At 67.6% G+C, this 13,308-nt stretch carries 8 protein-coding genes; 7 read left to right on the forward strand and 1 reads right to left on the reverse strand.

Translation table 11 applies throughout. The annotated features are described in order from the left end of the window. Positions 1 to 144: 144 nt before the first annotated feature. The 3 genes from L2Y94_RS09780 to L2Y94_RS09790 all read left to right on the forward strand — a co-directional run bounded on the left by L2Y94_RS09780 (position 145) and on the right by L2Y94_RS09790 (position 2,327). Complete coding sequence (locus L2Y94_RS09780) at positions 145 to 462, forward strand: helix-turn-helix domain-containing protein (RefSeq protein ID WP_247374737.1); 318 nt, start codon at positions 145 to 147, stop codon at positions 460 to 462. Between the two features lie 91 nt (positions 463 to 553). Further along, positions 554 to 1,579 (forward strand): alcohol dehydrogenase catalytic domain-containing protein, encoded by a 1,026-nt coding sequence (locus L2Y94_RS09785; RefSeq protein WP_247374739.1) that lies wholly within the window; start codon positions 554 to 556, stop codon positions 1,577 to 1,579. Between the two features lie 28 nt (positions 1,580 to 1,607). After that, positions 1,608 to 2,327, forward strand: a complete 720-nt coding sequence (locus tag L2Y94_RS09790) for a hypothetical protein (RefSeq protein WP_247374740.1) — start codon at positions 1,608 to 1,610, stop codon at positions 2,325 to 2,327. 36 nt (positions 2,328 to 2,363) lie between these two features. On the opposite strand, the gene L2Y94_RS09795 is transcribed toward L2Y94_RS09790, so the two are convergent. Then, the gene (locus L2Y94_RS09795) at positions 2,364 to 3,113 is read right to left on the reverse strand and encodes an SDR family oxidoreductase (RefSeq protein WP_247374742.1); all 750 of its coding nucleotides are present in this window, start codon (positions 3,111 to 3,113) and stop codon (positions 2,364 to 2,366) included. A gap of 105 nt (positions 3,114 to 3,218) precedes the next feature. On the opposite strand from L2Y94_RS09795, the gene L2Y94_RS09800 reads away from it, so the two are divergent. From L2Y94_RS09800 to modA, 4 genes are all read left to right on the forward strand, one after another. After that, entirely contained in the window at positions 3,219 to 4,148 is a 930-nt protein-coding gene (locus L2Y94_RS09800) for a LysR family transcriptional regulator (protein WP_247374744.1), read from the forward strand. A gap of 402 nt (positions 4,149 to 4,550) precedes the next feature. After that, positions 4,551 to 10,184: an autotransporter-associated beta strand repeat-containing protein gene (locus tag L2Y94_RS09805; protein ID WP_247374746.1), complete on the forward strand. Its 5,634-nt coding sequence runs from the start codon at positions 4,551 to 4,553 to the stop codon at positions 10,182 to 10,184. Positions 10,185 to 10,337: 153 nt separating this feature from the next. Continuing rightward, complete coding sequence (locus L2Y94_RS09810) at positions 10,338 to 12,485, forward strand: TonB-dependent receptor (protein ID WP_247374748.1); 2,148 nt, start codon at positions 10,338 to 10,340, stop codon at positions 12,483 to 12,485. Then, on the forward strand, positions 12,482 to 13,303 hold the full coding sequence (gene modA, locus L2Y94_RS09815) for a molybdate ABC transporter substrate-binding protein (RefSeq protein ID WP_247374750.1): 822 nt from the start codon (positions 12,482 to 12,484) through the stop codon (positions 13,301 to 13,303). Before L2Y94_RS09810 ends, modA begins: the two co-directional genes overlap by 4 nt. Positions 13,304 to 13,308 lie beyond the last annotated feature (5 nt).

Here is a 13,308-nt window from a genome sequence, read left to right on the forward strand (position 1 = left end):
CGTGGTCCGCGATCGACCACGTGTGACTTCCATGAAACAGCATTCGGTGAGGCAGCGGTGGCTTTGCATGTTTTGCACGGCGTGGGATGCCCATCCCGTGCGCCCGACCAAACCAGGGGTGGGCTGACGAGCCGTCAGTACGATGTGGCACTCGCCGGCATCGAACGACAGGTCGGGCGCGCCATCTCCGTCGCCGAGCTCGCGCGCGCATGTGGGCTCTCGAAGAACCATTTCTCGAGGGCATTCCGCAAAACGCACGGCGTTTCGCCACGCGAGTGGCTGATCCGGCGGCGCATCGAGCGGGCCAAGGCGCTCCTTGTGGGGTCCGATCTTCCTCTTGCCGACATCGCGCTCGATTGCGGCTTTTGTGAGCAGAGCCACTTTTCCCGCCAGTTCACGAAGGTGGTCGGTGCGACCCCAGGCGCATGGCGCCGCGCCGCCCGGATCGGGGGATGCGCGTGAAGTCTCCGGCGGTCACCAACGACATGCTTCACGAACTCTCCCCGGAGAGCATCCTTCTTTTCGGGCCCAATGCCCCATCTGGAAACATCGCATGCTGAATAACACCTATCGCGCCGCGCAGGTCACGGCGCCTGGCGTCCTGGACATGGTGACCCGCGATCTGCTCGAGCCCGCGCCCGGGTTCGTGCGTATCCGCGTGGAGGCGTGTGGCGTCTGCCACTCCGACGCCGCGACCGTCGATGCGGTCTTCCCGATCGCGTTTCCCCGCGTTCCAGGCCACGAAGTCATCGGCATCATCGACGCCGTAGGGGAGGGGGTGGCCGGCTGGCGCATCGGTCAGCGTGTCGGTGTCGGTTTTCTTGGCGGCGCCTGCGGATGGTGCGAGATGTGTCACGAGGGCGACCTCGTGAATTGCCGCAACCAGGAAATCACCGGAGTCCATCTCGACGGAGGATATGCCGAGTCGATGCACGCAAGGCCAGCGGCGCTCGTCGCGATTCCCGATGAATTCGAGCCGGAGGAGGCCGCGCCACTGCTCTGTGCGGGCCTGACCACGTTCAACGCGATCCGCAAGTCGCCGGCGCGTGCAGGTGACCGGCTCGCCGTCCTCGGCATCGGTGGACTGGGGCACCTCGCGCTGCAATATGCCCACACGATGGGTTTCGACACCGTCGCCATCGGCCGGGGCGCGGACAAGGAAGACCTCGCACGGTCCTTGGGTGCCAACCATTACATCGATGGCGACGCTGTCGATGTGGCCGATGCGCTGATGGCGCTCGGTGGCATGCATGTCGTGATCGCCACCGCCCCCGGCGCGAAGGCCATTTCCGCATGCCTGAGGGGATTGCGGGAGCGCGGACGGCTGGTCGTCGTGGCGGCGGCCCACGAGCCGATCGAGATCTCCGCATCGGACCTCATCTTCGGTGGACGTGGCATCGACGGGTCCCTGACCGGTGACATCGCCGCCACCGAGGCGACCCTGGCTTTCAGCCGCCAGGCGAGCGTACGACCCGTGATCGAAACCATGCCCCTCGAAAACGCACCGGAGGCGTACGCCGCGATGATGGCCGGCAAGGCACGCTTCCGCATCGTGCTCACGATGGGCAAGCGTGCTTGACCGTCGCTTTCCGTCCTGGGGTTTTTTCATGAACAAGATGGCCGAAGACATCATCAACGCCCATGGCGGACTCGATACCTGGCGAACGTTTCGTCGTGTCAGCGCCACCCTCGACCAGGGCGGCGCACTCTGGGGGCTCAAGGGTAAGGCCGGCATCCTCGACCGGACAAGGGTGACCGTCGCAACGGACACGCAGTGGGCATCGCATGCGCCGTTCGGAGCGATCGCCGCCCGCAGCGACTTCACGACACGTCGCATCGCACTCCTCGATGCGCAGGACCGCATCGTCTCGGCTCTCGACGAGCCGCGCGACTCGTTTCGGGGGCATGCGCTCGACACGCCCTGGGACGACCTGCAGCTCGCGTTCTTCGCGGGCTGCGCCATGTGGACCTACCTCAACACCCCCTTCCTCCTTGCCTGGGACGGCGTCGAATGCGTGGACGCGGGCGAGTGGGTCGAAGACGGCGAGACCTGGCGCAAGCTGTCCTTGCGCTACCCGGACACGCTCGAAGTCTTCAGCAAGGTGCAGGCCCTCTATGTCGGTGCCGACCACCTCGTTCGCCGCCTCGACTACGACGTGGAAATCGCGGGCAACACGCCAGGGGCCCACTATGTCTCCGACTACATCACGGTCTCGGGCATCGCGTTCCCGACGAAGCGTCGCATCTACCCGCGTGGGCCGGACGGGCAGCGCATCCCGGAACCCCTGGTCGTCTCCATCGACCTCTCCGACATCAGCGTTGGCTGAGGGAGGCGGGGGATCGGGCGTCGCGTGTGTTTCGCCTCAGGCGGCGAAACCACCATCGATGAGCAGGTTGGCTCCGGTGATGTTTCCCGCTTCCGGACCGGCGAGATAGGCGACGAACCCCGCGATCTCTTCCGGGCGTCCATACCGGCCGATGGCAAGCATCGGCAGCAGGGTGTCCGCCATGGGACCGCTCGCGGGGTTCATGTCGGTGTCCACGGGACCCGGTTCGACATTGTTGACCGTGATGCCGCGCGGACCCAGGTCCCGCGCGAGGCCCTTGGTCAGTCCCCGCAGGGCCGCCTTGGTCATGGCATACACGGCCCCGCCGGCGAACGGCATGCGGTCGGCGTTGGTGCTCCCGATATGGATGATGCGACCGCCGTGCGTCATCGCGCGTGCGGCCGCGCGGCTTGCGATGACGGCGGCCCGGACGTTGACGGCGAGAAGCCGGTCGAGCTCGTCGGTCGGGAAGTCCTCGATCGCGCCCGGAACGAAGAGGCCTGCGCTGTTGACCAGGATGTCGAGGCCGCCGAGTGCCTGGACGGTCGTTTGCACGGCGTTTTCGATGGCGACTTCGCTGGCGCTGTCGGCTTCGATGGCCATGGCCTGGCCGCCGGCGCCCTTGATGTCGTCGACGACCGCCTGGGCGGCGTCGGCACCACGCACATAGGTCAGCGCGACGGCCGCGCCGCCTGCCGCAAGCCGACGCGCAATCGCCGCGCCGATGCCTCGTGAGCCGCCGAGGACGAGGGCGGTCTTGCCGGAGATGGAATTCGTGTCGGTCATGGACGTGAGCCGCTAGGGAAGGTTGTCACAGTGTGCAGGCGGACCGTCGCCGCCGGTAGGGCACGGACGGTCGTTTCATTCGATCCATACGCTTTACAATCGGCCATGGACACCCTCAACCGCATCGCGTCGTTCCTGCGCGCCGCCGAACTCGGCAGCTTTGCCGCGGCGGCCCGCGCTCTCGGGGTCACGCCGGCGGCGGTCGGCAAGAACGTGGCAGGGCTCGAGAGCGACCTCGGCGTGCGGCTCTTCCAGCGGAGCACGCGTCATCTGTCGCTGACCGAGGCGGGCGAGACGTTCCGCCTGGAGGCGCAGGGCAGCCTCGACCACCTGAATGCGGTCATCGCCAACGCGAGGGCTCGGACCTCTGGCCCGGCCGGGATCCTTCGCGTTGCTCTTCCCAACGCCTTCGGTCGCGACTACATCGTCCCGATGCTGCCGGGCTTCCTGCAGGCCTACCCGCGCGTCACGCCGGACTGGCGATTCGACAACCGGCCGGTCGACCTCATCGCCGACGGCTTCGACGTGGCCATCGGAGGCGGGTTCGACCTTCGCCCCGGCCTCGTCGCCCGCGCGCTGGCACCGGCCCACCGCATCCTCGTCGCCTCGCCGACCTTCGTCCGCGACCATGCCGTCGTCCGTACCCCCGGCGATCTGGCAAACCGCCCCGGCATCCTCATCCGCTCCCCGCAAACGGGTCGCGTGCGTGACTGGATGTTGACGAACGCCGGAGGCGAGGCGGCACCCATCGCCCTCGAGCGGCGTGTCCTCTTCGACGACCCCGATGCGGCGGCACGTGCCGCGGCCCTCGGCCTGGGCATCGCGTTGGTCTCGGTCCAGTCCGCGCTGCCCTGGATCGAGCGCGGTGAACTGCAGCGCGTGCTGCCCGACTGGTGGGTGGACGGCGGCAACCTCTCGCTGTATTTCGCCGCCCAGGCGCTGTTGCCGGAAAAAACACGCGCCTTCATCGACTACGTCGTCCGCCAGTTCGACCTCCAGGGACTCAGCCAACGGTTTTCCACCCGGCACGGCTGATCCGCGCTTTTGCCGAAGCGGCGAGCATGCCTTATCCGAAGAACACGGGATGCCTGGCGACGGAAGCCATGGCCCGTGTCCGAAGCCACCACCGACGAACCGCTGCTCGCCACGTGGGCCATCGGCGTGGGCATCCAAACCCGTGTCCATCGACGATCGTCCGGCAGACCCTGCCGTCCCGTTGAGGCGGGGTATTCGAACCTCCCGCGTGGACAAAAAAGTGTCACATATCGACCCCGGCTGACATAACTGGATCATGCATTGCTGTGACGTGCATCGCACTTTTTCGGCAAGTCGCCTTATGCGGGCCTTACAGAAGGTCCCAGGTTGGCATGAATCATGCGAAGGCCGTGCGCTACGAGCGTTGGGGCTCGGTCATGTCATCCATCGGGGAAATTCGTTTTGAATAAGGTCTTCAGCATTGTGTGGAGCCGCGCGCTGCGGCAATTCGTCGTGGCGTCGGAGCTGGTCACCCACGCCGGCAAGGGAGCACGGGCCTCGGGGGGGAGCGCTTCGTCGGGCGCGCTCGGTTCGCGTCGCGCGCTGGTGCTGGCCCTTGGCCTGGTCACGGCGTCCGGTGCGATCGCCCACACCACGTCCATCGGCTATGCCAATGCGGGCAACAACTCGCTGTCGTTCTACTACGGCACCTACCATTCCTCATCCGAAACGACCTATACGGAAGGCTCGTTGCACCTGACCAGCACCGCGGGCTTCGACCAGACCGTGTCGTTCAGCATCCTCACGTCAAACAAGCCCGCCGGGCTCGTCGACGGAGATACCAACTTCTATTCGAACGGGACGCAGCTCGTCGGAACGCCGACGTACTCCATCGCCAACTGGCAGGGCGTCACGTTCAACAACCTGGTGCATGGCACCTACACCTTCACGTACGTGCCGATCGCCAACCCGACGCAGGTCTGGGCGCCGATCGACAGCGTCATCCTGTCGAACACCATCACCATCATCAACGCCGACCTGAGCACCGCGCATCGCATCGTCGCGGGTGAGGTCGTCGACCAGACCTATGCCACCGATCCGGTCATCCTCGACGGCGGCAAGGTGCGGAACACGGCCGACGGTACGCTTACCCAGGAGGTCAGCATCACCGGCAACAACGGCACGTTCGACACCAACGGCCACACCCTGACCCTGACCGGCGAGATGGACGGCCGCGGCGCGCTCATCAAGGAAGGCGAAGGCACCCTGAACCTGCGTGGCGACAACACCTCCGTGGGCGAGATCGACCTCAACGGCGGCAACGTCAACGTGTTGTCCGACGCCGCGCTGGGCGACGTCAGCAACGACCTCAAGTTCAACGGCGGCACGCTGCAGTGGGGCGCGCAGTTCGACCTGAACGCGGGCCGCGACATGTCGCTCGGTGCCAACGGCGGCACGCTCGACCTGCAGGGCTTCGATACGAACGTCGCCAACGTCATCACCGGCACGGGCTCGCTGACCAAGACCGGCACGGGCACGCTGACGGTTTCGGGCGCCAACACCTATACCGGCGGCACGAACGTCGCCCAGGGCGACGTCGTGGTCGCCAACACGGGCGCGCTCGGCACGGGCGTGCTGACCGTCAACACCGGTTCCACCGTGTCGATGAACAATGCGGCCCAGACCGTGGCGGGCCTGGCCGGCGGCGGTAGCATCGCGCTCGACGGCACGGCGCTCACGCTCAACGGCACGGGCACGAACACCACGTTCGGCGGCGAGCTTTCGGGTACCGGCGGCCTCGTCAAGAACGGTTCGGGCACGCAGACCCTGTCCGGCGCCAACACCTACACCGGCGGCACGACGATCAATGGCGGCACGCTCGCCATTTCGGCCGACAACAACCTCGGCGCCGCCAGCCCCGTCACCTTCGGCGGCGGCACCCTGGAAACGACCGCGACGATGACCACCGGCCGCGACCTGCTGCTGTCGGGCAACGGCACGCTGAACACCGACGCGGGCACCACGTTGACCGCGACGGGCGACGTCAGCGGCAACGGCGGCCTCACCAAGTCGGGCCAGGGCAGCCTGGTGGCCAGCGGCGTGCTGTCGCAGAGCGGTGGCGTGACCAATACCGCCGGCACGTTGTCGCTCACCGGCAACAACACCTACACGGGCGGCACGCACATGAACGGCGGCACGATCGTCGTCGGCGGCGATGCCAACCTGGGTGACGCGAGCAGCCCGCTCACCTTCGGCGGCGGCGCGCTGGAATTGACCAACGGCTTCGATACGTCGCGCAACATCACCATGATGGGCACGGGTACGGTCCGGGTCGACCAGGGCGAGGCCAACCTCGACGGTCCGATCAATGGATCGGGCGTGTTGACGGCGGCCGGTCCGGGTAGCGTCTCCATCAACGGTCCGGTCACGGGGCAGGTGGGCCTGGCGGTGTCGCAGGGCGTGCTGGCCGTCACCGGTAACAACAGCTACACCGGCGGTACGTTCGTCAGCGGCACGGGCACCCTGGTGGTGTCCGATGACGCGAACCTCGGCGACGTGTCCGGCGCGCTCGACGCCAACGGCGGCAACATCGTCACCACGGGCGACTTCGCCAGCGCCCGCACGATCAACACCCACGGTGCCGGCCTGCAGTGGTCGGCCGACAACGGCGGCAACACGGTCCTGTCCGGCACCATCCAGGGCAACGGCGGCGTGAGCGTCACCGGCTCGGGCACGACGGTGCTGAGCGGCGCCAATACCTATGCGGGCGGTACCGCGATCCATGGCGGCACGTTGCAGCTCGCCGCCGATGCCAACCTCGGCGCGGCGAACGGCGGGCTGCTGCTGGACGGCGCGACGCTGCACACCACGGCCGACCTGTCCACCAGCCGTGCCGTCACGGTCATGAACGGCTCGTCGCTGTCGACCGACTCGGGCACCACGTTGACGGCGTCCGGCCCCATCGGCGGCGACACCCTGGTCAAGACGGGTGAAGGCACGCTGGTCCTGGACGGCGCGAACACCTACACCGGTGGCACGGTCATCCAGCAGGGCACGCTCCAGGTCGGCAGCGACGCCGCACTCGGCGCGGCCGCCGGCGGGCTGACCCTGCAGGGCGGCACGCTGCACACCACGGCCGACATGGCCTCGGCTCGCGATCTCTCGCTGGCCGGCGGCGACATCGCGGTCGACGCGGATACCACGTTCACCACCTCCGGTGGCGCGACCGGACCGGGTGGTCTGATCAAGAACGGCGAGGGTACGCTCGAGATCGACGGCGTCGCGGCGCATACGGGCGGTACCACGGTCAACCAGGGTACCCTCGTGCTCACCGGCAACAACACGTACACCGGTGGCACGACGCTCAACGGCGGTACGCTGCAGGTCGGTAGCGACGCGAACCTCGGCGCCGCATCCAGCGGCCTGGTCTTCAACGGCGGCACGCTGCACGCGACCGGCAACGTCGCCGGCAACCGCGCGGTGACGCTCGACGCGGATGCGCAGATCCAGACCGACGCGGGCGCCTCCTTCGCTACCGCCGGTGTCGTATCGGGTGCGGGCGGCATCGTGAAGTCCGGCGAGGGCACGCTCGTGCTGTCCGGTACCAACACGTACGCGGGCAATACCACGCTGGATGAAGGCACGCTCGAGATTTCCGCGGATGCCAACCTGGGTGCGCCGGGCTCCTCGCTGGTGTTCAACGGCGGCATGTTGCATACCACGGCCAACCTCGCCAGCCAGCGCGCCCTCAACCTCGCGCAGACTGCCGTCGTCGCCACCGATGCGGGCACCGTCTTCAGCTCGACCGGTGCCGTGAGCGGCAACGGCGGTCTGGTCAAGAACGGCGCCGGTACGCTGGCCCTGGGCGGCACGCTCTCGCATGCCGGCGGCACCACGGTGAACGACGGCACGCTCGTGCTCTCGGGCAACAACAGCTACACGGGCGGCACGCAGCTCAACGGCGGCACGCTGAGCATCGCCAGCGATGCCAACCTCGGCGACGCGGCCAATGCGGTGACCTTCAACGGTGGCAACCTCACCACGACCGGCAGCTTCTCCACGGCGCGCAGCCTGGTGGTGACCGGTGCGGGCGGCTCGCTCACCACGGCCGCAGGCACCACGCTGACCCAGACCGGCACCATCAGCGGCAGCGGCAACCTCACCAAGCTCGGCGACGGCCTGTTCGTGGTCAGCGGCGCGAACACCTTCACCGGCAACACCTACATCGAAGGCGGCACGGTCCGCATCGACAACGGTTCGTCGCTGGGCTTCGGCGACATCTACCTGCAGGGCGGTACGCTGCAGACCTTCGCCACGCTCGGCACCGGCCAGAACGTGCTCGTCAGCGGCAGCTCGGGCGTGAACGTCACCGGCAACACGACGACCGTGCTCTCGGGCAACATCGACGCCGCGGGTGCGACGGGATGCTTCGTCAAGAGCGGTTCGGGTGCGCTGAGCCTCACCGGTCACGCCACGCTCGGCGCGGGCACCTGCGTGCAGGAAGGCCTGCTGCGCGCCAACGGCGCGTTGGACAGCGCCTTCGTCCAGGTGGATTCGGGCGCGGCCCTGCGCGGCATCGGCAAGGTCACGGGTCCGGTGAACGTCAGCGGACGCCTCGCTCCGGGTAATTCGCCGGGCACGCTGACCGTGGACGGCACGGTGACGATGAACGCCGGCAGCACCTTCGAAGCCGACATCGACGGCTACGGCACGGGCACCGGTCGGGGCAATTATTCGCGCCTGCTCGTGGTCGGCGCCGGCCATCAGTTCATCGCCAACGGCACGCTCGATCCGACGCTCCGCGGCATCACGGGTGATGCCAGCAACACGTTCACCCCGGTGTTGGGCGATTCGTTCCGCATCGTCACGGCCGAGGGTGGCATCGTCGGCCAGTTCGCCAATATCGCGCAGCCCGCGGAGGGCCTCCCGGCGAACACGCGTTTCCTGGCCTTCTACAACCTCGCCGGCAGCAACAGCATCGACCTGCGCGTGGTGCCTCGCGCCTATAGCGACTTCCTCGGTACGGGCGCCAGCAAGAACACGCTGGCCCTCGCCGGCGCGCTCGATGCCGCGATCGACGCCCAGGCGGCCGGCAACGGCACGGGTTACACCGGTGCGATCAACGCCATCGGTGCGCTCGGCACGGATCGCATCGCCGATACCGTCAAGGCGATGGCGGGTGAAGTGCACGCCGACCAGGCCGCCGCGGCTCGGGGCATGGGCCTCGCGCTCAACCGTGACGCGTTCGGTCACCTCGCCGTGGACGGCGTGGACCCGGCGAACAAGGTGTGGGCGAACGTCACCCAGGACGGCCAGCGCTTCGTCGCCGACCACCAGGGTTCGGGCTACAACACCAGCACGAGCCATGTCACGGGCGGCGTGGACCTCATCTCGAACGAGTCGACGGTGATCGGCGTGGGCGCGTCCCACGGCGAGAGCAACACCATCGCCACGGGCGGGGAGGGCACGATTCGCGGCAACGCCGGCATGATCTACGGCCAGCAGAAGGCCGGTGCGATCTTCCTCGACGGCGTGGTGTCGTACGGCACGTCCGATTGGTCGACCCGTCGCGCGGATCCGTTCGGCAACGGCTCGCTGGAGACGCGCGCCGACGGCCACGACACGATGGCCAGCCTCACCGCCCGCCTTCCGCTGGCGACGTCCGGTGGCGTTCGTCTCGAGCCGTATGCCAGCGTCATCTGGCAGAAGGTCGAGCGTGACGCGGTGAACGAGACCGGCAACTCGCCGGCCGCGTTGAGCCTGGGCAAGCTGTCCGCCACGGGCGTGCGTAGCCTCGTCGGGCTCACGGCCGGTTCGAACGCGGCCGATCCGCTGGCGACCGAGCTGACCTGGCGTGTCGGCGTGGCCGCGGGCGTCGACTCGGGCCGGGCACTCGACCCGGCGGTGCAGGCGAGCGTGGCCGGTCAGACGTTCCAGACCAAGGCCCCGAACGCCGGTCGCGGCTTCGTGCAGGTCAATGCCAACGGCACGATGCGACTGGGTGCGAGCACCTACCTGTTCGGTGGCCTCACCGGCGAGCAGGGCTCGGGTCGCACGGGCTATGGCGTGACGGCAGGCGTTCGCGTCGCGTTCTGACGATCCGCCTCGGTTCGTTCGCTTCGTCAAAGGCCCCGGTCCCCGTGACCGGGGCCTTTGATTTTGGATGTCCGTCCAAACCTTCCCGGTTCATCCGGCCGCTTCGGAAGGTATCCTGCAACCTTTTCCCAACGACGACGCAGGGACGAGGCCATGGCGTACGTCCCCCCCGACTGGAGTACGACGATGGACACTTCCCACCGCCTGGCGTGCGCATGGCTTCTGACAGGCGCGGCGTGTGCGTCGATGGCCCAGGAAGCCCCAAGGAAAACGGATCTCGAAGGCTATACGGTGGAGGCCGACCAGGCGTCGTATCGCACCGAGTCGGTGGGCATGGGGCCTCTGGGCGACATCGCGCCCATCGAAACCCCTTACTCCGTCCAGGCCGTCAACAACGACCTTGCGCGTAACCAGCAGCTGCAGAGCGTGCGGGAAGCGTTCCGCTTCCTGCCGACGGTGCAGGGCGAGAACGTTCGCCCCCAGACCCGTGGCCTGCAAGCGGGTGTCGTGCAGAATACGCGCATCGATGGGCTCAATATCGCGGCAACCACCGATTACCCGATCGAACAGTTCGAGCAGATCGAAGTACTCAATGGCCTTGCCGGCGCGCTCTATGGGCCGGCGAGTCCCGCCGGCGTCTTCAACTATGTTTTCAAGCGACCCACCGACGCGCCGCTACGCGAAGTCGATGTGCGGTACAACTCGCGGGAATCCGGCCTTGCCCACGCCGACCTCGGCGGCCACTTCGGGGACCATGACCGGTACGGGTACCGCGTCAACGTGCTCGACCAGAACGGGCCCGGTTACGTCGACGGCAGCCGCCTCGCCCGGCGCATGGGCACGGTCGGCTTCGACGTGAAACTCGCCGAGCGTACGGTGCTCGAAAACGACGCGAGCTACTACCACTACACGGCCACGGGGTTTCCCGGCACCTTTGCCCTCGGCAAGGGCGTCACCCTGCCGTCGGCTCCCGATCCCGGGCGGCAAGGCTACGGACAGACCTGGGGCGGCGACGACAACATCACCCGCATCCTGAGCTCGCGCCTGAAGACCGCACTCAATGACGACTGGTCGCTGCGCGCGGGCGTGCTCAAGGAATCGAACGATCGCCGCTCCACCGTGCCGACCCATACGCTGACCACTCCATCGGGCAACTACACGACCACGGCTGCGACGACCACGTACAGCTACGACATGATCGTCAGCAACATGGTCGCCCTCAACGGCCACGTCGACACGGGCCCGCTGGCGCACGACCTCGTCGTCGCCAACAACGGTTTTTACTGGAGCCGCTACACGCCGTTTTCCACCGGTGCCGTGACCGTGGGCAGGGCGAGCCTCGCCCATCCCGTGCGCTTCGACGAGCCGACGAACTTCCCGCGCTTTGCCCACCGCTACCGCTCGATGAACACCCGGCAGCAATCGCTGTCCCTGGGCGACACCATCCGTTTCGACGACCGGTGGTCGACGCTGGTGGCGGCAAGCCAGAGCTGGCTGCATGTGAGGAGCTACAACAAGCAGGGCCGGACGACCTCGTCGTATGACGCCCATGGCATCAGCCCGACCGCCAGCGTGATGTTCAAGCCGGTCGCGGGCCAGATGGCCTACGTCACCTACGCCGACAGCCTCCAGCAGGGCGATATCGCACCGGCCGGCAGCGCCAACGAAAACGAGAGCCTCAAACCCTACCGGAGCCGCCAGTGGGAAGCCGGTTACAAGGCCCGGGCGGGCACCATCGACCTAGGCGCCGCGCTTTACCGCATCGAACGGCCTTATGCCTATCTCGATGCGGCGAACGTCTATGCCAACCGCGGTCGCCAGGTCAACCGCGGAATCGAGCTCACCGCCAACGGTGACATCACGCGTGACCTGACCGTGTTCGCGGGCGCCTCACTTCTCGATCCTCGTCTGTACCACACCGGATCGACCGCCACGGAAGGCAACCAGATCCTCGGTCTGTCCCGCGTGGTCTACGACACGCTCTTCGAATACCGCATGCCGTGGGTGGAGGGCTTGACGCTGACGCTCAACGTCAACCATGCAACGAAGCGGGCAGGGGACTTCGCCAACACTTACCGCGTCGACGGCTATACGGTCGCCGACATCGGCGGGCGCTACCAGATGCGCATCCATGGTTGCCCGGTCACCTTCCGTCTCGCCCTCGACAACGCCACCGATCGCCGTTACTGGGCCAACGTGAGCCCCGCGAGCCAGAACGGCTATAACGCCGCCGGCAGCGCGACCGGTACACTGGGTGCCCCGCGCACGGTGCGCGCATCGATGCAGGTGGACCTGTTGTGAGACGCCTTGTCGCCATCGTCCTTGCCGCCTCCGTGACGGCGGCCCCCGCTTCCCGGAGTGCCGAGGCACCGCTGGTCGTCTACGCCGCGGGCAGCCTCACGGGCGCGCTTGCCGACATCGCGCGTCACTACACGGAAGACACCGGCCAGCCGGTCCGTATCGTCAACGGGCCGGCCGGCTTGCTGCGCGAGCGCATCGAGAAGGGCGAGCCGGTCGATGTCTACGTGTCCGCCAACATGGCTCATCCGGAACGCCTGGCCGACGAAGGCAAGGCGACCCGTCCGGTGGTCTTTGCCCGGAACGCCCTTTGCGTCCAGGTGCTGCCGTCGTCCCGCATCACCCGCGCCAATCTCCTCGACCAGCTCCTGGCACCCGGTGTGCGCATCGGTACGTCGACCCCGGGCGCCGACCCGGGCGGGGATTACGCGTGGGCGTTCTTCGCGAAGGCCGGCACCGTGCGTCCCGGGGCGCGCACGGCGCTCGAGGCCCGTGCACGAAAGCTGGTCGGTGGCCCGGTCGCGCCGGTCATTCCCGGCAACGGCAACGCCGTGCGCTATTTCCTCGAGCACCATGAGGTCGATGCCTTCATCGGCTACTGCAGCTCGCACGATGCGACCCCCGACCCGTCGCTGCGCAAGGTCGAGGTGCCCGCCGACCTGGCCGTGCCCGTCGATTACGGCATGAGCGTGATCCTTCGCGACGCCGATCCGGCGCGGCTCGCGCGGGCATACGGCTTTGCGCTCTACGCCATGACGCCGGAGGCGCAGAGCCGCCTGCCTGCTTACGGATTCCGCGCCGTGGGGGCGACATCGCATTGAAGTGC

The sequence above is a fragment of the Luteibacter aegosomatis genome (assembly GCF_023078455.1).
Lineage (GTDB): Bacteria > Pseudomonadota > Gammaproteobacteria > Xanthomonadales > Rhodanobacteraceae > Luteibacter > Luteibacter aegosomatis.